Genomic DNA, 24,799 nt, shown 5'->3' on the forward strand with positions numbered 1-24,799 from the left:
CCCATGAACCAAGGTTTCGAGACGCTGGCCATCCACGCGGGCCAGGAGGCGGACCCGCACACGGGCGCCGTCGTTCCACCCATATACGCCGTGTCCACCTACAAGCAGGACGGCGTGGGCGGCCTGCGGGCGGGTTACGAGTACAGCCGGTCGGCCAACCCGACCAGGACCGCCCTCGAGGAGGCGCTGGCCGCCGTCGAGGGGGGCGTGCGCGGGCTGGCCTTCGCGTCGGGTCTCGCCGCCGAGGACACGCTGCTGCGGACCGTCTGCAAGCCCGGCGACCACGTGGTGATCCCCGACGACGCGTACGGCGGCACCTACCGGTTGTTCTCCCGGGTGCTCCAGGAGTGGGGGGTCTCCTTCGACCCGGTGCCGCTCGGCGACCTGGACGCGGTGCGCGCCGCCGTACGGCCGGAAACGAAGGCCGTCTGGGTGGAGACGCCCACGAACCCGCTGCTGAACGTGGCGGACATCGCCGCGCTGGCGGACGTCGCCCACGACGGGGGCGCGGTGCTCGTGGTGGACAACACCTTCGCCTCGCCCTACCTGCAGCAGCCGCTCAGCCTGGGCGCGGACGTGGTGGTCCACTCGACGACCAAGTACGTCGGCGGCCACTCCGACGTGGTCGGCGGGGCGCTGGTGACGCGGTCGGCGGACCTCGGCGAGCGGCTGGCCTACCACCAGAACGCGATGGGCGCGGTGGCCGGGCCGTTCGACTCCTGGCTCACGCTGCGCGGCCTCAAGACGCTGGGCGTGCGCATGGACCGGCACTGCGACAACGCCGAGCGGGTGGTCGACCTGCTGCTGTCGCACCCGAAGGTCGTCCAGGTCCTCTACCCGGGCCTGCCCGAGCACCCCGGCCACGAGGTCGCGGCCAAGCAGATGCGGCGCTTCGGCGGGATGGTGTCGTTCCGCGTCGAGGGCGGCGAGGAGGCGGCCGTCGAGATCTGCAACCGCGCCAAGCTGTTCACGCTCGGGGAGTCGCTCGGCGGCGTCGAGTCGCTGATCGAGCACCCCGGCCGGATGACCCACGCGTCGGCCGCCGGGTCGCCGCTGGAGGTCCCCGCCGACCTGGTCCGTCTGTCGGTCGGCATCGAGACCGTCGACGACCTGCTCGCCGACCTCTCCGAGGCGCTCGGCTGACGACTGTCTAATGCCCGCTCCGCGCTGCTCTCTAGTAGTGGCCGCTCCGCGCCGGGGCCGTACGCCCCGGCGCGGAGACGCGGGCGGGGGCGACCCACCGTTCGCACAGCAGGGCGGCGAGTGCCGCGGCGGTCAGGACGGCGCCCGCCACGGTCACGCTGCGGACGCCCGAGTGGTCGATGAGCGCGCCGCCGAGCAGCGACCCGCCCGCGATGCCGATGTTGAAGGCCGAGCCGCTGCCGGCCGAGGCGATGTCGGTGCTGCCCGGGGCCACCTGCAGCGCGCGGCTCGCGATGGCCGCCGCCAGCGCGCTGAACGACATGCCCGTCACGCAGAGGGCCACCACCGCCACCGGGTGCAGGGCGCCGAAGAAGTAGAGGGCGAGCAGCGCGCACGTGATGAGGGCCAGCGGCCCGACGAGGGCCGTCCTCGGCCGGCTGTCGAGCAGCCGGCCGACCACGATCGTCCCCGCGACACCGGAGATCCCCGCCGCGAGGAGCAGCGGGCTGAGCGCGGCCGGGGCGAAACCGCCGAAGTCCAGCAGGAACGGCGTGATGTAGGTGTAGGCGGTGAGGTAGCCGCCCACACCGATGACCGTGGAGACGATGAGCAGCGCGTAGCGGCGGGCGTCCGGAGTCGCGCCGCGGCCGGGCTCGTGGCCGTCGGAGCCTGCGCCCGCCTGCCGGCGGCCGGGCATCAGCGTCGCCACGGTGACGCACGTGACCAGGCCGACGGCGGCGGCCAGGGCGAACGCGGCCCGCCAGCCGACCTGCTGCCCGAGCCAGGTGCCCGCCGGCACGCCGAGGACGGGCCCGAGGGAGCTGCCGATCGACATCCGGGCGATCGCGCGTCCCCGGATCTCCGGGGGGAACATCGCCGCCGCGGCCGGGGTCGCGACCGACCAGAACAGCGCCTGGGTGGCCGCGACCAGCAGCCGGGCGGCCAGCAGCGTCGGATAGTTCGGCGCCACGGCGGTCAGCAGCATCCCCGCGACGAACACGCCGAGCGTGGCGGTGAGCAACCTGCGCCGCGGCACCCGCTGGGTCAGCCGGGTGAGCGGCAGCGACGCCAGCACCACGACCGCGGCGTACCCCGTGACCAGCAGGCCCGTCTCGGAGGGCGACCGGTCCAGGTCGGCCGCCATGACCGTGAGCAGCCCGATGGGGAGGACCTCGGCGGTGACGTAGGTGAAGGCACCGACGGCGAGGGCGACCAGCGCCCACGCCGCCCGGCGTTGCGTCGTAAGGTGCACTCGCTCCTCTTTCCCCCGTTTCCGGCCAAAGACGTTCTACCGGACATTCAGGGGAAAGCGGGAATCTATCTCTCAGGGGTTGAAGAAGACCATCAGGAACAGGATGACGAGCCAGATCAGGGCGCTGATGCCGGCCAGCGCGGCGATCCGGCCGGTCTGCACCTTGGCGTCGTCCTCGGTCGACTCGCTGGACAGCGCCGCGATGGCCGTACGCTGGTCACGCTCGACGATCACCAGCAGGACGGCCGCCACGACGAACAGCGTCATCGACACCGACAGGTAGGGCGCGCCGAGCGCGCTGCGGCCCAGCACCAGGCCGAACAGGAAGACCCCGATCGTGAGCAGGCCGAACAGCCGGGTCGCGCGGTGCAGATACCGCAGCACCGCGACGTCCCGGGCCCGGATGTAGCGCGGTGTGACGCTCGTGACCGCCGTGAGCGGACCGAGCGCGAAGATCGCGAACCCTATGTGCAGCCACAGCAGGAAATGGTCGAGAGGCGACATGGGCAGAGGCTATCGCCTGGGCCGATCGGCCCGCAGTCGCCCGGACGCCCCCGTCGTGGGCGCGTCGGCACGCCCGGGGCGTCCGGGAACTACTTCCGGCGACGGGGGCGGTTGTGGACCGCCATCTCGTACAGCACTCCGGTGAAGATCATGAGAACGACGAGGCCGACCGCTGCGAACATGAGAGCGCTCCTTCCACCGGCACGTGGAACGACCAGCGCGAACAGGGGATGCCTGTCTATCGTCCGCCGATTGCAACCCGGTCGGCAATCGATTATCGATTTCCCGGTGTCGATCTCCCGGACTACGGCCGCCCGTCTCTCGCTCGCGCCCGCCGTCCGGAGCTCGTCAGGTCTCCATCCGTCGCTTCGGAACGCGCCCCCGAATCACGCCGATGTGCTTAGCTTTGCCCGATTGGCGCGCGACGAACCGCTTTGCCGCATGGGACGAGCCGATACGGGGCGACGAAGGGCCGCGACCACGGGCGGCGCGGGGCCCGGCCCTCGTCAGCGGCTGCGGCGGGCGCGCAGGAAGTCGCTGACGACGTACTCGCCGAGGCGGTCGGCGCTGGCGGAGAAGACTCGGCCGCCGTTGCGCCGGGCGACCTCGTCCACGAACTCGCGCAGCCGGTCGTCGGCGGCCAGCATGAAGACGTTGATCGTCGCGCGCCGCCGCGTCATCTTGTCGACCTCGGCGAGCGTCAGCGTCAGCGTCTCCTGCGACGGCGGCCACTCGAAGCGCGGCACGCCGTTGCGCATCAGGTGCGCCGTCGGCTCGCCGTCGGTCACCACCAGGACCACCGGCTCGAAGTCCGGGTGCCGGTCGAGGTGACGGCCCGCGATCAGCAGGGCGTGGTGCAGGTTGGTGCCCTGGACCATGTCCCATTCGAGCCCGGCCAGCTCGTCGGGCCGCAGCACCCGCGCGTAGTTCGAGAACCCGATGATCTGCACCGCGTCCTGCGGGAACTTCGAGGCCACCAGCGCCTGAAGGGCGAGCGCGGTCTGCTTGGCCGCCGCCCAGGTGCCGCGCAGGGCCATCGAGTAGGACAGGTCGACCAGCAGGCACACGGCCGCCGCCGACCGCCGCTCGGTCTCCACGACCTCGAAGTCGTCCACCGACAGGCTCACCGGCGCGCCGCCGCCCCGCCGTACGCCGTTGACGACCGTGCGCACGACGTCGATGGGCTGCTCGTCGCCGAAGCGCCACGGACGGGTCGATCCGGTCGGCTCCCCGGCCGTGCCCGCGTCGCGCTGGTCGTGGTCGCCGCGGCGGCCCGAGTCGAGGGAGGCGAAGACCCGGCGCAGGGCGGTCTCCCCGAGCCGGCGTACGGCCTTGGGGGTGAGCTCCAGCTTGCCCCGGTTGCGCCGCAGGTAGCCCTGGGCCTCCAGCTCGCGCTCGACCTGTCGCAGGGCCTCCAGGTCGTCCACGGCAGAGCGGCCGAGCGCCCGCCTGATGGCGGCCTCGTCGATGTCGTCGAGCCGGGCGCCGGGGTAGTCCTGGCGCAGCGCGGTCTCCAGATCGCCGAGGTCGGCCAGCTCCTGCAGGGCCGTCACGGCGTCGCCCATGCCCATCGGCTGCTCGCCGGACACCCGTTCGGGGGAACCCCAGGCGAGGTCGGGACGGCGGGCGTAGAGGGAGTCGCCGAGCCGGCGCATCTGCTCGGCCAGGCCCGCCTGCTCCAGCGTGTGGTCGATCAACCCCGCCAGCTCCTCGCGCTGCTCCGGGGTGAGCGAGGCGAGCAGCCGCTGCGCGGCGGCGGCGCGGCGGGCGAGCTGGTCGACCAGCTCGTCGAGGTTCCGCGGATTCTCGGGGAACATGTCCCCGTATTTCTGCATGAACTGGTCGAAGTCATCCTGGGTGTGCTCACCCCGGGCGTCCCGGTCCAGCATGTCGTTGAGGTCCGACATCATCTGCCGGACCCGCTCCATGGCGGCCGGGTCGGGGTTGGCCAGCGCGTCGCGCATGCCGCGGAACTGGCTGTCGAGGACCTCCCGGCGCAGCAGGTCGCGCAGCTCCTCGAACGTCTGCCGAGCGGCGGCCGAGCGCCAGTCGTAGTCGGCCAGCTCCTGGACCGCCCGCGCGGTGTCCGAGGGCAGCGCGTCGAGCGCCGCCTCCCGGAACCGGGCGTCGTCGGAAGGATCAGGGAACAGCTCGGCCCGCTCCTGGCCGATCGCCGTGTCGAGCAGGGCGCGCACGCGCTCCAGCGTGCCGTCGAGCCGGGTGTTGTCCCGCAGTTCGCGGCGGCGCCGCCGCACCTGGCGGAGCAGGTCGTCCAGGCCGCGGCGGTCGGGAGCGCCGGGGAGCCCGCGCCGCAGCAGGTCGCGCAGCGCGTCGAGCGGTGTCGAGCCGGACAGGATGGCGTCGCCCATGTCGTCCAGCGCCGAACGCACGTCGTAGGGCGGAGCCAGCGGATCCGGCCCGTCGTGGTACTCCCGGTAGAAGTAGCTCACGTGCGGTACACCGTCGCGCCGTCGGTCTCGTCCTTGGACAGCCTGCGCATCAGGTAGAGCCCCTCCAGCGTGAACTCCAGGGCCGCGGCGGCGTGGCCGGGCGACTCGTCGCCCTCGCCCATGCCGAGCCGCGTCATGATCTTCGACAGGCCCTCGACGCGGCCGATCCTGCGCAGCAGCTCGTGGGCCGGCACCAGCTCGCCCGACTCGACCTGCGCGCCCTCGCCGAACCTGTCGAGCAGCGGCGCGAGGTCGGCGCCGCCGAGCGAGCCGCGGAAGGTCTCGGCCGTCGCGCGGCGCAGCAGGTGGGCGAGCACGTCGATCTCCCGCCCCTCCTCGCTGACCTCGAACTCGACCTTGCCGCGCAGCGTGTGGACCACACCGGGCAGGTCGCACACCCGCGTGACGGGCCGTTCCTCCCCGGTCAGTGCGGCCCGCCGTACGGCGGAGGCGGCGGCGGTCTCGGCGGCGGCGATCGAGAAGCGGGCCGACACGCCCGAGCGGGAGTCGACGGCGGTGGACTCACGGACCAACCGGGTGAACCGGGCGATCACCTCCACCAGGTGGTCGGGCAGGTCCGCGCCGAGGGCGCCGAGGTCGGCCTCCTGGCGGATCAGGACCAGCTCGTCCTCGATCGTGCGGGGGTAGTGCGTGCGGATCTCCGCGCCGAAGCGGTCCTTCAGCGGGGTGATGATCCGGCCGCGGTTGGTGTAGTCCTCGGGGTTCGCGCTGGCGATCAGCAGGATGTCGAGGGGGAGGCGCAGGTTGTAGCCGCGGACCTGGATGTCGCGCTCCTCGAGCACGTTGAGCAGCGCCACCTGGATGCGCTCGGCCAGGTCGGGCAGCTCGTTGACGGAGAAGACGCCCCGGTTGGTCCGGGGGACCAGGCCGTAGTGCACCGTCTCGGGGTCGCCGAGCGTGCGGCCCTCGGCGATCTTGATGGGGTCGACGTCGCCGATCAGGTCGCCGACAGAGGTGTCCGGAGTGGCCAGCTTCTCGCCGTACCGGTCCTCGCGGTGCTTCCACGCGACCGGCAGGTCGTCGCCGTGGGCGGCGGCCAGCCGCCGGCACCGGACGCAGACCGGCGCGTACGGGTGGTCGTTGATCTCGCAGCCCTTGACCACGGGCGACCACTCGTCGAGCAGGCCGGTGATGGTGCGGATCAGGCGGGTCTTGCCCTGGCCGCGCTCGCCGAGGAGCACGAGGTCGTGACCGGCGATCAGCGCCCTCTCCAGATGGGGCAGGACGGTGTCGTCGAATCCGACGATGCCGGGGAACCGGTTCTCGCCGGCCCGCAGCCGGGCCAGGAGGTTCTCCCTGATCTCGGCCTTGACCGTGCGGTATCGGTGTCCACTCTCGCGCAGTTCACGCAGAGTGCTGGGGGCAGGCGTGGGCGATTTGTGCACGGAGTCGAGCCTACGTCCCCGTCAGACGATCCGGCAGCCGAGTTTCGGGGGATACGGCTCAGGGGACACGACCCAATTGGCCGGGCGGCCCGCGCGTTGACCTCCGTTCAGTGGGGAGAATCGGCCCAAGGAAACAGTCGCGGAGGAAGAGAGGGCGAGACATGGCGGTATTGACGAGCCGCTTCGCCGACGGTCTCGCCGTGGGCGCCAACCTGGTGGAAGCGGCCGAGACGGCCGTGCGCCAGGCGTTGGCCGGCCTGTCGGGTCCGCCAGACCTGGTGTGCTTCTTCGTCTGCGGGGACGACCCCGACGATGTGGCCATGGCGGGCCGGCGGGCGATGTCGGTCGCCTCCGGCGCCGACGTGATCGGCTGCAGCGCGACCGGCGTCATCGGGCACGGCCAGGGCGTGGAGCTGACTCCGGCCGTGAGCGCGTGGGCGGCCTCCCTCGGCGGTGCCAGGATCGACACCTTCGCCCTGGAGACGCTCAGGACGGAGGACAGGTTCGTGGTCGTGGGGCTGCCCGAGCGCGTCCCCGACGACCGGGCGGCGATCCTGCTGGCAGACCCCTACAGCTTTCCCACCGACGCGTTCATCGAGCACTCGCACGAGGTGCTGGGCAGCCTGCCGATCGTCGGCGGCCTGGCCAACGGGCTCCAGGGCCGTGGTTCCGTGCGGCTGTTCGCGAACGGCGAGGTCCACGACTCCGGCGCGATCGGAGTAATCATCGGTGGCGAGGTGAACATCGGCACGGTCGTCAGCCAGGGCTGCCGGCCGATCGGGCCGTCCATGGTCGTCACCCGGGCCGAGGACAACGTGCTGCTGGAGCTCGCCGGCCAGCCCGCACTGGCCCGGCTGGAGGACATCGTCAGCGCCCTCGACGAGGAGGACCGCGACCTGGTGGCCGCCGGCTTACAGATCGGCATCGCCATGGACGAGTACGCCGAGCGCCACGAGCGCGGCGACTTCCTGATCCGCGGCGTGATCGGCATCGATCCCGAACGCGAGGCGGTGGCCGTCGGCGATGTGATCGAGATCGGCAGGACGGTGCGGTTCCAGGTCAGGGACGCCGAGGCCGCGGACGAGGACCTCTACGAACTGCTCGACGCCCACCTGCACCAGCACTCCGGCCAGGTCGAGGGGGCCCTGCTGTTCTCCTGCAACGGCCGGGGCTCGGGCATGTTCGGCTCGGCCGACCACGACCCGCTCGCCGTACGCGAGACGCTGGGGCCGATCGGGGTGGCGGGGTTCTTCGCCGCGGGCGAGGTCGGGCCGGTCAGCGGGCACAACCACGTCCACGGCTTCACCGCGTCGCTGCTCGTCTTCTCCAGCGGCACGGGCTTCTCCAGTGGCACGGGACTGTCCACCGGCACGGGAGCCGGCGCGTGAGCGACCTCACTTTGGCCGTCGACATCGGCGGCACGAAGTTCGCGGCAGGCCTGGTGAAGCCGGACGGGCAGGTCGCGGCCGCCGAGCGGGTCGCCACCCCGCAGGGCGCCGACGCCGAGACGCTGTGGCGGACGCTGACCGCCCTGCTCGACCGGCTGGACGTGCCCGCCGCCCTCGCAGGCGTGGGCATCGGCTGCGGCGGCCCGATGACCTGGCCGGAGGGGGAGGTCTCGCCGCTCAACATGGGCGGCTGGCGCGGCTTCCCGCTGCGCGGGAGGCTCGCCGCGCGCTTTCCCGGCGTCCCGGTCCGCATCCACAACGACGCGATCTGCCTGGCCGCCGCCGAGCACTGGCGCGGCGCCGGGCAGGGGAGCGCGGCCATGCTGGGGATGGTCGTGTCGACCGGGGTCGGCGGCGGGCTGATCCTCGGCGGCAGGCTCATCGACGGCGGAACGGGCAACGCGGGTCACATCGGCCACGTCGTGGTCGACCCCGAGGGCCCGCCGTGCGGCTGCGGCGGCAACGGCTGCCTGGAGGCGATCGCCCGCGGCCCGGGCCTCGCCGCCTGGGCACTCGCTCAGGGCTGGTCTCCGGGCGACGCCGCCACCGAAGGAGACCTCTACCGGGAGGAGGGGACGGCCACCGCGCGCAGGCTGGCCGCCGACGCCGCGGCGGGCGACCCGGTCGCGCTGGCCGCGATGGCCCGGGCCGGGCGCGCCCTGGGCATCGCGATCGCCTCGGCCGTCAACCTGTGCGACCTCGACCTCGTGACGGTCGGCGGCGGGCTCAGCCAGGCGGGCGACCTGCTGTTCGGGCCCCTGGAGAAGGCATTGCGGGAGCACACGCGGATGGGGTTCGCCGGGCGGGTGCGGGTCGTGCCCGCCGCCCTTGGCCAGGACGCCGGGCTCGTCGGCGCCGCCGCCCTCGTGATCGCCGGGGACAGTTACTGGTCGCCCGGCATCTGAAGGCGTGTCGCTCCCCGGAACCTGTGATGATTGGCACATGGCTGTCCCACAGGTGACGTACGAGGACGTCGTCGCCGCGCGCGAGTCGCTGTCGGAAGTGGCGGCACTGACGCCCGTCCTGCACTCACGGGTGCTGTCGGAGATCGTCGGCGGCTCGGTGCACCTCAAATGCGAGAACCTCCAGCGGGCCGGGTCGTTCAAGGTCCGCGGGGCGTACGTGCGGATCGCGCGGCTGACCGAGGAGGAGCGGGCCAGGGGCGTGGTGGCGGCCAGCGCCGGCAACCACGCGCAGGGCGTGGCGCTGGGCTCGTCGCTGGTCGGGGCCAAGTCGACCGTCTACATGCCCGAGGGCGCGCCGCTGCCGAAAGTGGAGGCCACCCGGGCGTACGGAGCCGACGTGGTCTTCGCGGGGCACACCGTCGACGAGGCCCTGCGGGCGGCCAGGGAGCACGCCGACAGGACCGGAGCGGTGTTCATCCACCCGTTCGACCACCCCGACGTGATCGCCGGGCAGGGCACGGTCGGCCTGGAGATCCTCGAGCAGCTTCCCGGCACGGCCACGATCGTGCTGCCCATCGGCGGCGGCGGTCTCGCGGCGGGGGTCGCGCTCGCCGTGAAGTCCCAGCGCCCGGGGATCAAGGTGGTGGGTGTGCAGGCCGAGCGGGCCGCGGCCTACCCCGACTCGCTGGCCGCGGGCCGGCCTGTCATGGTCGAGCCAACGTCGACGATGGCGGACGGCATCGCGGTCGGGCGGCCGGGAGACCTGCCGTTCGAGCTGATCCACTATCTGGTGGACAGCGTCGTGACGGTCTCGGAGGAGTCGCTGTCGCGGGCCCTGCTGCTGTGCCTCGAACGCTCGAAGCTGCTGGTGGAGCCGGCCGGGGTGGCGGGGGTCGCGGCGCTGCTCGACCAGCCGCACGCGTTCGAGCCGCCGGTGGTCGTCGTGCTGTCGGGCGGCAACATCGACCCGCTGCTGCTGGCCAGGGTGCTGCGGCACGGCCTGGCGGCGGCGGGCCGCTATCTCGCCTTCCGCATCCGGCTGACCGACCGTCCCGGGGCGCTGGCCGCGCTGCTGGCGCGGCTGGCCGACCTCGGCGCCAACGTGCTCGACGTGGTGCACGAGCGGTTCGGCTCCCGGCTGCACCTGGAGGAGGCCGAGGTCCTGCTGCAGCTGGAGACCCGCGGCCCCGCGCACTGCGACGAGGTGCTGAGCGCGCTGCGGCGGGACGGCTACAAGCTGCTGTTCTCCTAGTTTCCCCTGACCCGGCCCTTGCGGGGGTCCAGGGGTCGTCCCCTGGTGTCGACGGTCACGTGATCGGGGCGGGCCGCCTCGGCTGGAACAGCCAGGCGTCGAACAGCCCCTTGAGGTTCTTGCCCGAGACGCGCTCGGCCAGCGCGATGAACTCCTGGGTCGTGACGTTGCCGTACCTGTGGGCGTCGGTCCACGCCCTGATCAGCGGGAAGAACTTGTCGTCGCCGATCTCCCGGCGCAGGGCGTGCAGCGTCATCGCGCCGCGGTTGTAGACGGCCGCGGAGAACAGGTCGTCGGAGCGGGCCGCGCCGGGCGGGTAGGCCCAGATCGAGTCCGCCGCGTTCGCGTAGAAGCGCTTGAAGGCCGAATCGGCCGTGTACTGGCCGGTGTGCTCCGCCCACAGCCATTCGGCGTACGTCGCGAAGCCCTCGTTCAGCCACAGGTCCCGCCAGCGCCCGATGCTCAGGCTGTCGCCGAACCACTGGTGCGCGAGCTCGTGCGCGATGATCGCGGGCTCGGGGGAGAAGCCGCCGTAGATGGGCTTGGTCTGGTTCTCCAGCGCGTACCCGGCCGCGTAGTCGTCGATCACGCCACCGGTGGAGGAGAAGGGGTACGGCCCGAACACCGTCGACCAGTAGTCGGTGATCTCACCCGTCCGCGTGAGGAGCTGGTCGAGCGAGCCGCGGAAGGAGTCGGCGACGGCGACGTAGATCGGCAGGCCCTTGGCGCTCGTGCCGGTGCGGACCCGGAACTTCCCGGTCGTCATCGTGGCGAGGTAGCTCGCCATCGGGTGCTTCTCCCGCCACACGAAGGTCGTCTTGCCCACGCTGGTCTGCGGCGTCCCCGCCATCTCGCCGTTGGCGATCGCGGTCAGCCCCGCGGGAACGGTGATCTGAAAGTCGTAGGTCGCCTTGTCTGAGGGGTGGTCGTTCGACGGGAACCAGGTCTTCGCGCCGTTCGGCTCACACGTGACGAACGCCCCGTCCGCGGTGGCGATGAAGCCGTACTCGCCGAGGTTGGCGGAGTCGCGCATCGGCTGGGGCACGCCCGAGTAGTCGACCGTGACCGCGAACCGGTCGCCGTTCGAGATCCGCTTGCCCGGCTCGACCACGAGCTCGTCCTTGCTGCGGCTGAACGAGGCCGCCCCGCCGTCCACCGTCACCCGGCTCACCGTGAGCCCGTGCAGGTCCAGGTCGAACGACGTCAGGTCCTGCGCGGCCTTCGCCTCGATCGTGGCGCTGCCCGCGAGCTTCCTGGACGCCGGGTCGTACGACAGGCGCAGGTCGTAGTGCTCGACGTCGTAGCCGCCGTTGCCGTCAGCGGGGAAGTCGGGGTCGCCGATCCCCGGGGCGCCGACGGTGCCCCTCGACGCGCCCGCACCCGGCGATGCCGGGGCGACCGCCGCCGCCGGGGACGGCGCGACCGCGCCCTCGGACGGCGCGCAGGCCGTCGTGGCCCCCACGGCCACGGCACAGATCAGGGCGGAGAGCGACCGGCCGGCCCGCACGCCGGTCGGCGTGGTGGTCGGCGTGGTGGCCGGCGCTGGGAACGGAGGAAGACGATGCGTGGACATATGTCTGGCAACTCTACGCGAGGCCGTGGTGTGGTCCGGGTAGTGACTCCGGACGTTTTCCCTGCTCGCAGGGGTCGTTCCCGGCTCGCGAGGGGTACGCGGACGCGCGGTTGTCAGGCGTCCACGACGAGCGTCCTGGCCGCCTTGTCGTGCAGGGCCTGCTTCCTGCGGTCGAACAGGATCCACGCGAGGTTCACCAGCCCGAGGCAGCACAGCGAGCCCAGCACGATCTCCACCGCCTGCCGCACCGCGATCGGCCCGGGACCGGCCGCCTCCCCGGTCTCCCGCACGACGCGCATGCCGAACAGTCTCTTGCCCACCGTCTGGCCGTTCCAGAACGACTGGAGCAGCCAGTAGTAGAGGAACCCGATCACCCCGGCGAGAAGGCCGTTGCCGACCGGGATCCGTGCCACCGCCCCCTGCGCGCTGTCGTACGCGACCCTCCAGTTGTCCCAGGTGAGCGGTGAGGTGACGAGCCCGACGAGCACGACGTCCAGGATCCCGGCGAACAGGCGGCGCCAGCGGCCGGCGAGCCGCGGCGACGTCTGCCCGAAGGGCGGGGGCGTCCAGGGAATCCTCGGTTCCTCGTACGGGCTTCCCGGAGGCGGCGGTGTTCCCATGGCTGAATGGTCACCCCGCCGCCCTTCGGTCAAAGCCGGGCGCACGCAAAGGGTGCGTCAGCGGGCGTCAGAGGGTGCCGCGGCGTTCCTGCTCGCGCTCGATGGCCTCGAAGAGCGCCTTGAAGTTGCCCTTGCCGAAGCCGAGGGACCCGTGCCGCTCGATGAGCTCGAAGAAGACGGTCGGACGGTCCACCACCGGCTTGGTGAAGATCTGCAGAAGGTAGCCGTCCTCGTCGCGGTCCACGAGGATGCGGCGCTTCTTCAGCTCCTCGACCGGCACGCGGACCTCGCCGATGCGGGAGCGCAGCTCCGGGTCGTCGTAGTAGGAGTCGGGTGTGTCGAGGAACTCGACCCCCGCCTCGCGCATGGCGTCGACCGTCGTGACGATGTCGTTGGTGGCCAGTGCGATGTGCTGCACGCCCGGGCCGCCGTAGAACTCCAGGAACTCCTCGATCTGGGACTTCTTCTTGCCCTCGGCGGGCTCGTTCAGCGGGAACTTGACCTTGCGGGTGCCGTCCGCGACGACCTTGGACATCAGCGCCGAGTATTCGGTGGCGATGTCGTCGCCGATGAACTCGGCCATCTTGGTGAAGCCCATGACCTTCTCGTAGAACTCCACCCACTCCTCCATGCGCTCGACGTTGCCGACGCAGTGGTCGATCGCCTGGAAGAGCCGGCCGTTCTTCACCGCAGGCGGCGCGACGATGGGCTCGGCCGCGACGTATCCCGGCAGGTAGGGCCCGCTGTAGTTGGACCTGTCGACCAGCGTGTGCCGGGTCTCGCCGTAGGTCGCGATGGCCGCGACCACGACCTTGCCGTGGTCGTCCTCGACCACGTGGGGCTCCTCCAGCCCCCGGGCGCCCTGCGCGAGCGCGTGGCGGTAGGCCGTCTCCACGTCCGGCACGTCCAGCGCGAGGTCGACGACGCCGTCGCCGTGCTCGGCCACGTGACGCGCGAGCGGCGTGCCCGCGCGAACGGCTCCGCGCAGCTCGAACCGGGCCGAGCCCGACACGAGGACGTACGCGACCTCGTCGCGGCTGCCCGTCTCCGGCCCCCGATAGGCCACCAGGCGCATCCCGAAGGCGGTCGAGTAGTAGTGGGCGGCCTGCTTCGCGTTGCCGACCGCGAAGACCACCGCGTCCATGCCGTGAACCGGAAAGACATCGTTCATGGATCAACTGTCCGGTGGTGTGGCCAATTTGCGCAACAGTGAGTTGAATCGGTGGACAATGTGCTCAATCGTCGCTTCGTGCAAGGGGAAATCGTTATGACGATTGACCACCTCGACGCCCGGCTCGTCGCCCTGCTGGCCGCCGAGCCCAGGATCGGCGTGCTCGAGTGCTCCCGGAGGCTGAACGTGGCCCGGGGGACGGTGCAGGCCCGGCTCGACCGGATGGCCGCGAAGGGAGTCATCACCGGCTACGGCCCGGACATCGATCCGGCCGCGCTCGGCTTCGACGTGACGGCGTTCGTGACGTTGCACATCAGGCAGGTCGCGGGGCACGTGCCGGTGGCCGACCAACTCGCGCTCATTCCCGAGGTCCTGGAGGTCCACACGATCACCGGTGGAGGAGACATGCTCTGCCGCGTGGTCGCCCGCAGCAACGCCGACCTCCAGCGCGTCATCGACCTGATCGTTGACGTGCAGGGCGTCGTGAGGACCGAATCGGTGATCGCGCTCGACACGCCGGTGCCGTACCGGACCCTCCCGCTCGTCCGCGCGGCCGGGGGTTGACCCGCGTTTTCCCCAGAGTCCTTTGCCCGGGGCAGGCTTTTCCACAGACGCGGCGGGAAGTGCCGGACCATCGATGGCCATCGTTTACCGTGGATCCATTCGCCCAGCTCAGAGGGCACAAACGGGCGTAGCGGGGGTATCGGACTTATCGGGGGTCACAGCGTGGACAGCGCCGAAGAGGGCCCGATCGGGGAGGGCGCCGCGGAACCGCGGGCGTCACTCGGCGGCCCGAACGGGGGAGGAGGCGGCGGGGACGGCGGCGCGCCGAAGCCTCGCCGGCGAAGACGGCTGCCGCGTGTCCTCCTCGTGAGCCTGGCCACCGGGATCGTCGGGCTCGCCGTGTTCCTCGCCGTGGTGTGGGCCCTGACCCCCATCCCGGACAGCACCCAGGAGCTGGCGACGGCCCAGGGCTCGGTGATCTACTACCGAGACGGCAGGACGGTCCTCGCCACCGAGGGCGTCAACCGCAAGAACGTGCCGCTCACGCAGGTCCCCCAGGTCGTCAGAAGCGCGGTCATCGCGGCGGAGAACCGGACGTTCTATCAGGACCAGGGCGTCTCCCTGTCCGGTACGGCCCGCGCCGTGTGGTCGACGGTCACCGGCCGCCAGCTCCAGGGCGGCTCGACGATCACCCAGCAGATGGTCCGCAACTACTACAGCGGCCTCGGTCAGGAACGCTCCATCGGGCGCAAGCTCAAGGAGATCATGATCGCGCTGAAGGTGGATCGTTCCAAGCCGAAAGACTGGGTGCTGGAGCGCTACCTCAACACCATCTACTTCGGCCGGGGGGCGTACGGCATCCAGGCCGCCGCGCGGGCCTACTTCGACAAGGACGTGCAGAACCTGACGGCGGCCGAGGGCGCCTACCTCGCCGCCGTGATCCAGCAGCCCACCCGTTTCGCCAACCCGGCAGGGGCCGCGCTCGACGCGGTGAAGGCCAGGTGGACCTCGGTGATCAAGGGCATGCGCGAGATCGGCGCGATCACCCGTGAAGAGGCCGGCGCCCAGGTGTTCCCCACGCTCGCCAAGCAGCGGGCGCCGCTGTCCCTCGGCGGCCAGAACGGCTACATGCTGGCGCAGGTGCGCGCCGAGCTGAACCGGCTCGGCTACACCGACGAGGACATCAACCACGGCGGCCTCAAGGTCACCACGACGTTCGACAAGAAGCTGATGGCGCAGGCCCAGCAGGCGGTCAAGGCGGTCCTGCCGGACGACACCCCCAAGAGGGTCCGCACCGGCCTGGCGGCCGTCGATCCCGCGACCGGCGAGGTCGTCGCCTTCTACGGGGGCCGTTACGAGACCAACCAGTACGACAACGCCTTCTCCGCCAAGGTCCAGGCCGGCTCGACCTTCAAGCCCTACACCCTGGCCGCCGCGCTCGAGGCCGGATACGGGCTCGACACGCTGGTCTACGGCAATTCCCCGATCCGCGTCGGCGCGGCCGACGTCCCCAACTCGGGCGGCAAGTCGTACGGGCAGTCGATCACACTGCTCGAGGCGACGCAGTTCTCGGTCAACACCGCCTTCGTGGACCTCGGGCAGCGCATCGGCCTCGACAAGGTCGTCGCCGCGGCGCGGGCCGCCGGGATCCCCGCGGCGCAGCTCGCCCCGCACCAGAGCGCGGCCACACTGCCCCTCGGCGTGGCGTCGGTGAGCGCCGTGCAGCAGGCCTCCGGGTTCGCCACCTTCGCCGCCGGAGGCATCCACCACGAGCCCCACGTGATCCGGGCGGTCACCGACAGCACCGGACTCACCCGCAGGTTCGCCCCGCCCGGCACCCGGGCCTTCAGCGAGAACACCGCCGCCGACACGACGTACGCGCTGGAGCAGGTGGTGCGCAGCGGCACCGGCACGGCCGCGCGGCTGTGGGACCGCCCGGTGGCGGGCAAGACCGGCACCACCGACGAGTCGGCGGCCGTCTGGTTCTCCGGCTACGTCCCGCAACTGGCCGTCGCGGTCGACATGTTCCGCGACGACAACAAGCCGGTGACCGTCCCCGGATACGGCGAGTTGTACGGCGGCACGCTGCCCGCGGAGATCTGGAAGACCTTCATGAGCACCGCCATGGAGGACAAGCCGGTCCGGGAGTTCCCCGACCCGGTCACGTGGAACCCCTACTACTGGGACACCTACGGTATGGCCATGCCCCAGCAGAGCGGGGTTCCCACGGCCTATCCGTCGGGGCCCGCCGGGTCGCCCATGCCGTACGGGCCGGGTGACGGGGCGACCGCTCCCGGCCCCGACGGGGCCGGCGTGCCCGGTCCGCCCACAGGGGCGGACGAGGAGCAGCCGGGCGCCACGGGCCAGGACGGCGAGGCCGGCCCGAGAGGCGGCGCGAACGGCGTCGGCGGCGCGGCCGGCCCGGCCGGTGCCGGAGGCGCCCGCGACATGGATGCGGCGGACCCCGCCACCCGCGCCGCCACCGAGACGGGAACCACCAGATCCGACCCGGGCGCCACCGGCACGGGCGCCAGGCGGACCGGCCAGACCGACCCGGGCGCCCGGCGGACCGGCCAGAACGATCAGACCGGCCAGGGTGGCCAGAATGGTCAGACCGGCCCGGTCGCGCAGATCCCCGGGCCGCAGCTCCCGGTCGCCCAGGTCCCGGCCCGCTGACGGCCCGGCCGGGGACTCCGGCGACGCGCGACCGCGACGTTCAGGCAAGGACGGGAAAGTTGCCGCGAAAGACGTCATGAGGGTCGTGGCGACGCTTGACGCCACGGAGGCGGTCCAGCACGGCGGGAGTGAAGGCGTCGGCCGCGCTCTCCCGGGGGTTGAGGAAGGTGAGGGGCTTGCGCCCGCTGACGGGGAGGGCTTCGGCGAGCGCCCGCTGTCTCGCCGTGACGGCCTCGGCCGTCGCCGGGTCGGCCGGGATGCCGAACAGGTAGAGCGCGTACGGCTCCGTCAGCGGTCCGTGCGGGCTGTCGGACGGGCGGGCGAACGCGCCGCCCAGATGGCGGATCTGCACGCTCAGCAGCGGGGCGACAGGGTCGGCGAGCAGCGTCTTGGCCGTCGTGTCGTCCAGCCCGGTCAGCAGTTCGGCGCGAGAGGAGCCGGCCCCGGGGTCGGTGGGTTCCGCGGTGATGGACCCGAGCTCGGAGACGGGCATGGTCCGCCGGGTGTCCGACAGCGGCCGGGGAAGGCGATCCAGGGGAGCCAGCAGGTCGCGAGCCTCGGACGCCTCGCCGAGGTATGCGGCGTCCACGGCCACCATGGGCGCGGAGCCGGGGAACTGCAGCAGGTCCAGCCAGAGGGTCAGCTCGTCCGGCGCGGCGGCGGTGATCCGCCGGTAGACGTCCACCACGTCCGGCGCGTGCTCGGCCGGCCACAGCGCCCGCCCGCCGTACAGTCGTGGCGCGGGGTGGAGGGACAGCTCCAGGGCGGTGACGATCGCGAAGTCGCCGCCCCCGCCGCGCAGGGCCCAGAACAGGTCGGGGTCGGCGTCGGCGGTGACGCGCCGCTGCCGTCCCTCGGCGTCGACGATGTCGAGGGCCGTGACGCTGTCGGCGACCCAGCCGTACGTGCGGCCGAACCAGCTGAGCCCGCCGCCGAGGGCGACGCCCGTGACGCTGACGACCGGAGAACTGCCCGGCAGGCCGGTCAGTCCGTACGGCGCGGCGGCGGCCTGCAGCCGGCCCGAGGACACGCCGGCTCCGACGCGGGCCCGCCGGGCGGCAGAGTCGATCTCCACGGAGTCCAGCAGCCGGGTGCGCAGCAGGACGGCGCCGTCGGTGCGGCCGGTGGCGCCGTGCCCGTTCGGCTGGGCGGCGATGGTCGACCCGGCGGCGCGGGCATGCCTGACCAGCGCGGCGACGTCGTCGGCGTCGGCGGCCTCGACCACGGCCGCCACCGGTTGTTCGACGGCCAGGTTCCACGGACGGCGGGAGGCGTCGAAGCCGGGGTCGCCGGTCAGCCAGACCCGGCCGCGGACGGCGGAGCGCAGGGTGCTCAGAGCGTTCACGATCATTCTCTTTCCGTGATGGGCAGGTCAGGCGGCTTTCCGGCGACTCCTGTCGCAGGCCGGAGTGGTTTCTGGACGGGTCCACTCTCGGCCGGAGCCGGAAACCGATCAACGCGGTCCTGTGCAATGATCGTGAAGTCTGAGTTAACGATGGGGGCGTCATGCTGGAGCGGCACGAGCTGGAGGCGTTCCTCACCCTCGCCGAGGAGCTGCACTTCGGCCGCACCGCCGAACGCCTGCGCGTGTCCACCGCCCGCATCAGCCAGACCATCGCCAAGCTCGAACGGCGCGTCGGCGTCCCGCTGTTCGAGCGCACCAGCCGCCGGGTGGAGCTGACCCCGCTGGGACGCAGGCTGCACGAGGAGGTGCGGCCCGCCTGGCGGCAGATCACTTCCGCGTTCGAGCAGGCCGTCGCCGCAGGCCGGGGACTCACCGGCACGCTGCGGGTCGCCTTCGTCGGCGCCGCGGGCGGGCAACTGCTCGTCGGGGCGGCCGAACTCCTGCGGCGGCGCGAACCCGGGTGCGACGTTCAGCTCCGGGAAGCGCAGATGGTCGATCTCATGCCCTGGCTGCGCACCGGCGAGGTCGACGTCGCGCTGGGCACCTTCCCCGTCGAGGAGCCCGGCATCGCCACCGGGCCGGTCCTGGTGTCGGAGGCGCGCATGCTCGCGGTGCCGTCCGGGCATCCGTTCGCCCGCCGGGAGTCGGTCTCCCTGGAGGACCTGGCCAGGGTTCCCCTGCTCCAGCTCCCCGGCACGCTTCCCGCCTCCCTGCGCGACGACCGCACCCCGCGCACCACGCCCTCAGGACGGGTGATCGAACCGGGCCCCTCGGCCGCCACGTTCAACGAGATGCTCACCCTCATCGGCGCCGGCCACGGTGTCCTTCCGGTCGGCGCGCAGGCCACGCGCTACTACGTCAGGCCCGACGTCGCCTACATCCCGTTCAGTGACGCCCCACCGCTGCGATGGGGCCTGCTGTGGAGAGCCGACAACTCCACCGCACGCGTCCGCGCCTTCGTCCGGGCGGCCGGCGACGTGGTCGTCGGCCACGGCTGAGGACGTCCCGCCCTGTCGCTTCTGCCCTGTTCCTTCGGCCCTGCCGCTTCTATTGGGCCAGTTCGGCGCGCAGCTCGGCGGGAGTGGTGACCGGCGCCCGGCAGGTGAACCGCCGGCACACGTAGGCCGCAGGCGAGCCGTCGACCATGCCCCGCCCCTCAAGCAGCGGCACGTCCACGGGCACGCCCGTCGGCACGGCGCCGGCGTGTCCCGTGCCGATTTCTCCGGTGCCCAGCGCGACGACCAGCCCCGGCGTGCCGGACATGAGGGCCGCCTTGTGCAGCGCGCGGGTGCGGGCGTCGTCGGCCGGGCCGACGATCGCCACCTCGGCGGGGCCGCGCAGCGCCGCCTCCGCCACCGCGAGGCCCCACCCGGCGAACCGGGCGTGCCGCCCCGCCAGCGCGGAGACCGTGCCCAGCGCCGCCTCGGCCGCCTTCCGGTGCCGGGCAGACCCGGTGAGCGCGGCGTAGGACAGCAGCGCCCCCGCCGCCGCGAACTGGCCTGAGGGCGTCGCGTTGTCGGTCGGATCCTGGGGCCGCTGGAACAGCCGCTCGCCGTCGTCGGGGGCGTCGTAGAACCCTCCCGACCCGTCGGGGAACCGCGTCAGCACGGTCTCCAGCAGGTCTCCGGCGCGGTGGAACCACCGGCTCTCGCCGGTGACGCCGTAGAGGGCGAGGAAGCCCTCGGCCGTGTTGGCGTAGTCCTCCAGCATGCCGGCGTTGGCCCCCGCCCGGCCGTCACGGGAGGTCCGCAGCAGCCGGGCCGGGCCGCGGCTCACCGTGTGCAGGTCGTCGAGAAGCACGGCCGCCTCGCGTGCGGCCTCGACCAGGTCCGGCCGGTCGAAGAGCGCGCCCGCCTCTGCCAGGGCGGCGATCGCGAGCCCGTTCCAGGAGGCCACGACCTTGTCGTCCCGTCCGGGGCGCGGCCGCCGCTCCCGGGCGGCGCGCAGGGCCGTACGGACCCGGTCGAACCGGGCCGGGTCGTCGGGGTCGGCGAGAAGCTGGAGCACCGAGGTGCCGTGCTCGAACGTGCCGGTCACCTCGAACACCGAGGCCGCCCAGGCGGCGTCGTCCTCCCCGAGGACCTCGCGGAGCTGATCGGGGGTCCAGACGTAGAACAATCCCTCGCCGTGGGCACCGTCAGGCCCCTCGCTGTCGGCGTCCAGGGCCGAGGCGAACGCGCCCTCGGGCGTGCGCAGCTCCCGCAGCAGCCACTCGGCGGTCTCAAGGACCACCCGCTTGGCCAGGACGGAGCCGGTCGCCCGCCACCAGTGGGCGTAGACCCGCAGCAGCAGCGCGTTGTCGTAGAGCATCTTCTCGAAGTGCGGCACCACCCAGCCGGCGTCGACCGAGTAGCGGGCGAAGCCGCCGCCGAGCTGGTCGTACATGCCGCCCCTGGCCATCGCCTCCATGGTCGTCTCGGCCATGGCCATGGCGTCCCGGGTGCCGTGCCGCAGCAGGAACTCCAGGACCATGGACGGCGGGAACTTGGGCGCTCCGCCGAATCCGCCCCGCCGCTCGTCGAAGCTCTCCGCGAGGTTCCGTACGGCGAGGCCGAGGGTCTCGGCGGTGGGCAGCGGGCCGGACGGCGCCCCGGTGCGTTCGGCGAGCGCCTCCACCACCTTCTCCCCCTGGGCCAGGACGCCCTCCCGGTCCTGCCGCCAGGCCTGCGAGACGGCCTGCAGCAGCCGCTGGAAGTGCGGCCGGGGGAAGTAGGTGCCGGCGTAGAACGGGTGCCCGTCGGGGGTGGCGAAGACCGTCATCGGCCAGCCGCCCTGCCCGGTCATCGCCTGGACCGCGCCCATGTAGACGGCGTCCACGTCGGGCCGCTCCTCGCGGTCCACCTTGACGTTGACGAACAACTCGTTCATCAGCCGCGCGGTGGTCTCGTCCTCGAACGACTCGTGCGCCATCACGTGGCACCAATGGCACGCCGAGTAGCCCACGCTGATCAGCAGGGGGACGTCGCGCCCGCGGGCCTCCGCGAACGCCTGTTCGCCCCAGGGGAACCAGTCCACCGGGTTGTCCGCGTGTTGCAGGAGGTAGGGAGAGGTCTCGCCACCCAGCCGGTTCATAGGGCCAGCCTCTCACACGTCGGAAAAGGACGATCCGAGTGAGGACGACGTGGTGGTCGGCTCGCTAGGGACGCAGTTCCAGGGAGATGTGCGGGGACAGCGCACGGAGGAAGTCGAGGGCGTCGAAGATCTCGCCGGCGGAGGCGACGCCGACGGTCCTGGTCCGTCCGGTGAGTATGCGGTCGACCGCTTCCACCGCGAGCGGCGCGGTGATGGCGTAGATGTCCTGGCCGCGGGCCACGGCGCGCCGTTCGGCGCCGCCGGAGCGCACGACGACGTCGACGAGGAAGGTCTGCGCGGACCGCCCACGCTCGTCGACCGGGGCCGGCGCCGGCGTGTCCGGGTCCGACAGGTCCCTGGCGGCCTCGACCGTCATGTAGGTGCGCACATCGGGGATGGACAGGTGGCTGGGAATGGTGACGACGTCGGCCATCGTGAACTCCCCGATGACGGCCCGGGGCCCCATGGGGTCGGGGAAGGGCCACTCCAGGGTCGGCGCCTTGTCGTCGCGATACTCCAGCCGGCCGTTCGCGTAACGAACGCGCCGGCCGCCCCGCCGCTGCCCGGAGACCGCGCCCGCGGCACGTGTCCCGGCCGTCGGGTGCCAACTGCTCAGCCCGTACGCGACGTGCGCCTCGTCGGCCGCGGTCCAGTCGCCCATCGCGGCGGTGGCCAGCAGGTCGCCGAAACCGCCGTAGAAGGCCATCGCGGGGACGACGACGGCTCCCGCGGCGCGGGCGCGGTCCGCGAAGTGCGTGAACGTGTCGACGTTGGCCTCGATCTCCGCCGCCACATCCACGTAGGGGATCCCGGCGCGCAGCGCCGCCTCGATCACGGGAGCGGCCGTCGTGGCGAAGGGCCCGGCACAGTTGATCACGGCAGCCACGCCGGTCAGCGCGCGATCGAGCGAGGCCGGGTCGTCGACCGTCGCCGGGCTGGCCTCCAGCCCGGATTCCGCCGCCAGCGTCTTCAGCCTGTCGGCGTCACGCCCGGACAGGACCGGGACGAACCCGCGATCCCGCAGCTGCGCCACCACGAAGCGCCCGGTGTGCCCGTACGCGCCGAACACCGCCACCATGAGACCCGATCCCATCGGTTCTCCTCCTGATCAAAACGATCCACTGCGATCTGTCGTGGACATCCTGACGAGGGCGAGGTGCCGCGCACGAGTGTCCGGAACGCCATTACCCGTACAATTCCGGACATGAGCACTGTCGCGCTCGCCGTCACCGACGGCATGCTGCACTTCGAGCTGTCGCTGGCGTACGAGGTCTTCGGGGTCCGCCCGAGCGGCGTGGCCGTCCCCTGGTACGGCCTCGTCCTCTGCGGGCCGGGCGCGGTGCGGACCGGGCGGTTCCGGCTGGAGCCCGACGACGGCCTCGACCGGCTCCGGCGCGCCGACACCGTGATCGTCCCGGGTTGGGCCGACGTCGACGTCGATCCACCCGCCGACCTGGTCGACGCGGTGCGCGCGGCCCACGAGGCGGGCGCACGCGTGGCCTCCCTCTGCACGGGCGCTTTCGTGCTGGCCGCCGCCGGTTTGCTGGACGGGAAGCGCGCGACCACGCACTGGGCGCACACCGGAGACATGGCCGCCCGCTACCCCCGGGTGGAGGTCGACCCGGACGTCCTGTACGTGGACAACGGCAGCGTGCTCACCTCCGCGGGCAAGGCCGCGGCCATGGACCTGTGCCTGCACCTCGTCCGCATGGACTACGGCTCCTCGATCGCCAACACGGTCGCCCGCCGTCTGGTGGTGCCGCCGCACCGGGACGGCGGCCAGGCCCAGTTCGTCACCACCCCGGTGCCCGCCCCCGACAACCACCCGCTCGCCGAGCTGTTCCCCTGGGTGATGGAGCGGCTGGACCATCCGCTGACCGTGGAGGACCTGGCCCGCCAGGCGCGGATGAGCTCGCGCAATCTGAGCCGCCACTTCAGGGCGGTGACCGGCACCACCCCGCTGCAGTGGCTGCTGAATCAGCGGATCCGCCACGCCCAGGAGTTGCTGGAGACCACCGACGACGGCATCGACGCCATCGCGGCGGCCACCGGCATGGGCACCGCCACGACGCTGCGCCGGCACTTCAACCGCACGGTCGGCGTGCCTCCGGACACCTACCGCCGCACCTTCCGCTCGCGGACCGGCCCCGGAAGGGGCGAGTCACCACGTGCGGGGGAACTCGTGGGGGACCGCGGGGATGTGTTCCGGCCCGTCCCGGCGTAGGCTCACAGGACGTGGGCTTGGATCTGGACTTCGCTATCAGGCACTCGGGACGCCCGGCGGCCGCCATGACGCGGCGCGACGTCGCACGGGTGCTGCTGGCCGTGCCGTCCGGACAGGCCCTGGTCGCCCTTCCCGACCTGCGGCGGCAGCTGCTCGCGGCGGGCAACCCGCTGTCGCCCCGCTTCTGGGAGTCGGCCAAGGCCGTGCTGATGAGCATCGAGTCCGGCGTGGCGACGGTCGGCGACGTGCAGCGCTGGCTGGAGTCCAGCGGGACCGAGCCGATCATGCTCACCCGCAGCTACTTCCTGTGGCCGGAGGAGAGCGAGCGCGGCCCGGTGGCCACCGAGATGTACGAGCGGCTGGTCGAGTTCCTGGAGGAGCGGCTGGCGGCCGGGGAGATCGACGCGGACGCGCTGGCCGCCGGGGATCCCGACGCCCGGCACGCCTACGAGGAGCTCCAGGAGCGCTGGCTCGGCACCCCGCTGCCGGACGGCCGGGTGCCCAACGTCGTGGTCAACGACGAGCAGGACCAGGAGCTGTACGCCGCCTGGGACGAGGAGGAGGCGTTCGCGCTGAGCGAGCTGCGGCGGGTGCTCGACGACCTGCCGGAGCCGCCCTTCCCGGAGGCCGATCTCCGCTCGGCCGCCAGGCGGCTGCGCGTGACGCTGACCCGGCCCGGCTACCCGGGCAACGTGCTGCGCGCCTGCGCCGGGCTGGAGGACGGCGTGCTGCCCGAACGCGACGAGGACCTGTGGCTCACCGTCGCCGCCGGGATCGCCGCGCCGATCTCCGACCTTCCGGACGAGGAGGACGCCGCCCGGTTCTTCGACATGGAGGGTGAGCTCAGCCACGAGGACTCGATACTGGCCTCGTTGTGCGCCATCCACCATGCCGACTGGCTCGCGTCGGTGATCACCCTGGTCCGGTACGGCCCGGGGGTGCTCGCCTCGCCCGAGCGGATCGCCCGGTTCATCGCCGACTCCGAGGACGTCGACGTGGACCCGGACGAGCCGGAGGACCTGGAGGCGACGGAGATGCTGTTCACGGCGGTGACGCCGCTGTGGGCGCACCTCGGCATCGTGGACCGGGCCGAGGTGCTGACCCCGCTGGGCTGGTGGGGCCTGCCGAAGGCGCTGGAGCGCGCCTGGTCCTCGGGCCCCGCGCTCCCCGAGTGAGCCGCCCGGCCGCCGGGTC

Annotated in this window: 19 protein-coding genes; 9 read left to right on the forward strand and 10 right to left on the reverse strand. The window is 72.4% G+C overall.

Going from position 1 to position 24,799, the window contains the following annotated elements; all coding sequences use genetic code 11:
• The first annotated feature begins 3 nt into the window (after positions 1-3).
• Positions 4-1,143 carry a cystathionine gamma-synthase gene (locus ABZ860_RS15965; protein ID WP_357220433.1) on the forward strand — a complete coding sequence of 380 codons (1,140 nt, stop codon included), beginning with the start codon at positions 4-6 and terminating at the stop codon, positions 1,141-1,143.
• Positions 1,144-1,174: 31 nt separating this feature from the next.
• On the opposite strand, the gene ABZ860_RS15970 is transcribed toward ABZ860_RS15965, so the two are convergent.
• The 4 genes from ABZ860_RS15970 to ABZ860_RS15985 form a co-directional block, all read right to left on the reverse strand.
• Positions 1,175-2,395 (reverse strand): MFS transporter, encoded by a 1,221-nt coding sequence (locus ABZ860_RS15970; RefSeq protein ID WP_357220435.1) that lies wholly within the window; start codon positions 2,393-2,395, stop codon positions 1,175-1,177.
• Positions 2,396-2,467: 72 nt separating this feature from the next.
• Positions 2,468-2,899 carry a hypothetical protein gene (locus tag ABZ860_RS15975; RefSeq protein ID WP_357220437.1) on the reverse strand — a complete coding sequence of 144 codons (432 nt, stop codon included), beginning with the start codon at positions 2,897-2,899 and terminating at the stop codon, positions 2,468-2,470.
• Between the two features lie 506 nt (positions 2,900-3,405).
• Positions 3,406-5,349 (reverse strand): hypothetical protein, encoded by a 1,944-nt coding sequence (locus ABZ860_RS15980; protein ID WP_357220439.1) that lies wholly within the window; start codon positions 5,347-5,349, stop codon positions 3,406-3,408.
• Positions 5,346-6,755, reverse strand: coding sequence for a sigma 54-interacting transcriptional regulator (locus ABZ860_RS15985; RefSeq protein WP_357220441.1), 1,410 nt, complete (start codon positions 6,753-6,755; stop codon positions 5,346-5,348). Before ABZ860_RS15985 ends, ABZ860_RS15980 begins: the two co-directional genes overlap by 4 nt.
• Before the next feature lie 161 nt (positions 6,756-6,916).
• Here ABZ860_RS15985 and ABZ860_RS15990 point away from each other — a divergent pair, with 161 nt between their 5' ends.
• Genes ABZ860_RS15990 through ilvA form a run of 3 tightly spaced genes read left to right on the forward strand, consistent with a single transcriptional unit; the run spans position 6,917 to position 10,360 of the window.
• Positions 6,917-8,143 (forward strand): FIST N-terminal domain-containing protein, encoded by a 1,227-nt coding sequence (locus ABZ860_RS15990; protein WP_357220443.1) that lies wholly within the window; start codon positions 6,917-6,919, stop codon positions 8,141-8,143.
• On the forward strand, positions 8,140-9,108 hold the full coding sequence (locus ABZ860_RS15995) for an ROK family protein (RefSeq protein WP_357220445.1): 969 nt from the start codon (positions 8,140-8,142) through the stop codon (positions 9,106-9,108). Before ABZ860_RS15990 ends, ABZ860_RS15995 begins: the two co-directional genes overlap by 4 nt.
• 37 nt (positions 9,109-9,145) lie before the next feature.
• Positions 9,146-10,360 (forward strand): threonine ammonia-lyase, encoded by a 1,215-nt coding sequence (ilvA, locus tag ABZ860_RS16000; RefSeq protein ID WP_357220446.1) that lies wholly within the window; start codon positions 9,146-9,148, stop codon positions 10,358-10,360.
• A 55-nt stretch (positions 10,361-10,415) separates the two neighbouring features.
• Here the strand turns inward: ilvA and ABZ860_RS16005 are convergent, their stop codons facing one another.
• From ABZ860_RS16005 to hppD, 3 genes are all read right to left on the reverse strand, one after another.
• Complete coding sequence (locus ABZ860_RS16005) at positions 10,416-11,933, reverse strand: M1 family metallopeptidase (RefSeq protein WP_357220447.1); 1,518 nt, start codon at positions 11,931-11,933, stop codon at positions 10,416-10,418.
• Between the two features lie 113 nt (positions 11,934-12,046).
• Positions 12,047-12,553, reverse strand: a complete 507-nt coding sequence (locus ABZ860_RS16010; protein ID WP_357220449.1) for an RDD family protein — start codon at positions 12,551-12,553, stop codon at positions 12,047-12,049.
• Between the two features lie 67 nt (positions 12,554-12,620).
• Positions 12,621-13,724 carry a 4-hydroxyphenylpyruvate dioxygenase gene (gene hppD / locus ABZ860_RS16015; RefSeq protein ID WP_357220450.1) on the reverse strand — a complete coding sequence of 368 codons (1,104 nt, stop codon included), beginning with the start codon at positions 13,722-13,724 and terminating at the stop codon, positions 12,621-12,623.
• Between the two features lie 96 nt (positions 13,725-13,820).
• On the opposite strand from hppD, the gene ABZ860_RS16020 reads away from it, so the two are divergent.
• A complete protein-coding gene (locus ABZ860_RS16020; protein WP_079315671.1) occupies positions 13,821-14,288 on the forward strand; it encodes an Lrp/AsnC family transcriptional regulator in 468 nt (155 codons plus the stop codon).
• A gap of 306 nt (positions 14,289-14,594) precedes the next feature.
• Positions 14,595-16,904: a transglycosylase domain-containing protein gene (locus tag ABZ860_RS16025; RefSeq protein WP_357220452.1), complete on the forward strand. Its 2,310-nt coding sequence runs from the start codon at positions 14,595-14,597 to the stop codon at positions 16,902-16,904.
• A 40-nt stretch (positions 16,905-16,944) separates the two neighbouring features.
• Here the strand turns inward: ABZ860_RS16025 and ABZ860_RS16030 are convergent, their stop codons facing one another.
• Entirely contained in the window at positions 16,945-18,249 is a 1,305-nt protein-coding gene (locus tag ABZ860_RS16030) for an FAD-binding oxidoreductase (protein ID WP_357220454.1), read from the reverse strand.
• A 161-nt stretch (positions 18,250-18,410) separates the two neighbouring features.
• Between ABZ860_RS16030 and ABZ860_RS16035 the strand changes: the two genes are divergently transcribed.
• A complete protein-coding gene (locus tag ABZ860_RS16035; protein WP_357220456.1) occupies positions 18,411-19,307 on the forward strand; it encodes a LysR family transcriptional regulator in 897 nt (298 codons plus the stop codon).
• Between the two features lie 49 nt (positions 19,308-19,356).
• Here ABZ860_RS16035 and ABZ860_RS16040 read toward each other — a convergent pair whose 3' ends face one another.
• Complete coding sequence (locus ABZ860_RS16040; RefSeq protein ID WP_357220458.1) at positions 19,357-21,381, reverse strand: thioredoxin domain-containing protein; 2,025 nt, start codon at positions 21,379-21,381, stop codon at positions 19,357-19,359.
• 64 nt (positions 21,382-21,445) lie between these two features.
• Positions 21,446-22,474 carry a saccharopine dehydrogenase NADP-binding domain-containing protein gene (locus ABZ860_RS16045; protein ID WP_357220459.1) on the reverse strand — a complete coding sequence of 343 codons (1,029 nt, stop codon included), beginning with the start codon at positions 22,472-22,474 and terminating at the stop codon, positions 21,446-21,448.
• Positions 22,475-22,585: 111 nt separating this feature from the next.
• Here ABZ860_RS16045 and ABZ860_RS16050 point away from each other — a divergent pair, with 111 nt between their 5' ends.
• Positions 22,586-23,605 carry a helix-turn-helix domain-containing protein gene (locus ABZ860_RS16050; RefSeq protein ID WP_357220461.1) on the forward strand — a complete coding sequence of 340 codons (1,020 nt, stop codon included), beginning with the start codon at positions 22,586-22,588 and terminating at the stop codon, positions 23,603-23,605.
• 11 nt (positions 23,606-23,616) lie between these two features.
• Positions 23,617-24,780: a hypothetical protein gene (locus tag ABZ860_RS16055; protein ID WP_357220463.1), complete on the forward strand. Its 1,164-nt coding sequence runs from the start codon at positions 23,617-23,619 to the stop codon at positions 24,778-24,780.
• Positions 24,781-24,799 lie beyond the last annotated feature (19 nt).

The organism is Microbispora sp. NPDC046973 (assembly GCF_040644495.1).
Taxonomy (GTDB): domain Bacteria; phylum Actinomycetota; class Actinomycetes; order Streptosporangiales; family Streptosporangiaceae; genus Microbispora.

Coding starts and splice junctions, on each gene's coding strand:
- ABZ860_RS15965 (WP_357220433.1), top strand. CDS start 4: ATGAACCAAGGTTTCGAGACGCTGGCCATCCACGCGGGCCAGGAGGCG.
- ABZ860_RS15975 (WP_357220437.1), bottom strand. CDS start 2,899: ATGTCGCCTCTCGACCATTTCCTGCTGTGGCTGCACATAGGGTTCGCG.
- ABZ860_RS15990 (WP_357220443.1), top strand. CDS start 6,917: ATGGCGGTATTGACGAGCCGCTTCGCCGACGGTCTCGCCGTGGGCGCC.
- ilvA (WP_357220446.1), top strand. CDS start 9,146: ATGGCTGTCCCACAGGTGACGTACGAGGACGTCGTCGCCGCGCGCGAG.
- ABZ860_RS16005 (WP_357220447.1), bottom strand. CDS start 11,933: ATGTCCACGCATCGTCTTCCTCCGTTCCCAGCGCCGGCCACCACGCCG.
- ABZ860_RS16010 (WP_357220449.1), bottom strand. CDS start 12,553: ATGGGAACACCGCCGCCTCCGGGAAGCCCGTACGAGGAACCGAGGATT.
- hppD (WP_357220450.1), bottom strand. CDS start 13,724: ATGAACGATGTCTTTCCGGTTCACGGCATGGACGCGGTGGTCTTCGCG.
- ABZ860_RS16020 (WP_079315671.1), top strand. CDS start 13,821: ATGACGATTGACCACCTCGACGCCCGGCTCGTCGCCCTGCTGGCCGCC.
- ABZ860_RS16035 (WP_357220456.1), top strand. CDS start 18,411: ATGCTGGAGCGGCACGAGCTGGAGGCGTTCCTCACCCTCGCCGAGGAG.
- ABZ860_RS16040 (WP_357220458.1), bottom strand. CDS start 21,381: ATGAACCGGCTGGGTGGCGAGACCTCTCCCTACCTCCTGCAACACGCG.
- ABZ860_RS16045 (WP_357220459.1), bottom strand. CDS start 22,474: ATGGGATCGGGTCTCATGGTGGCGGTGTTCGGCGCGTACGGGCACACC.
- ABZ860_RS16050 (WP_357220461.1), top strand. CDS start 22,586: ATGAGCACTGTCGCGCTCGCCGTCACCGACGGCATGCTGCACTTCGAG.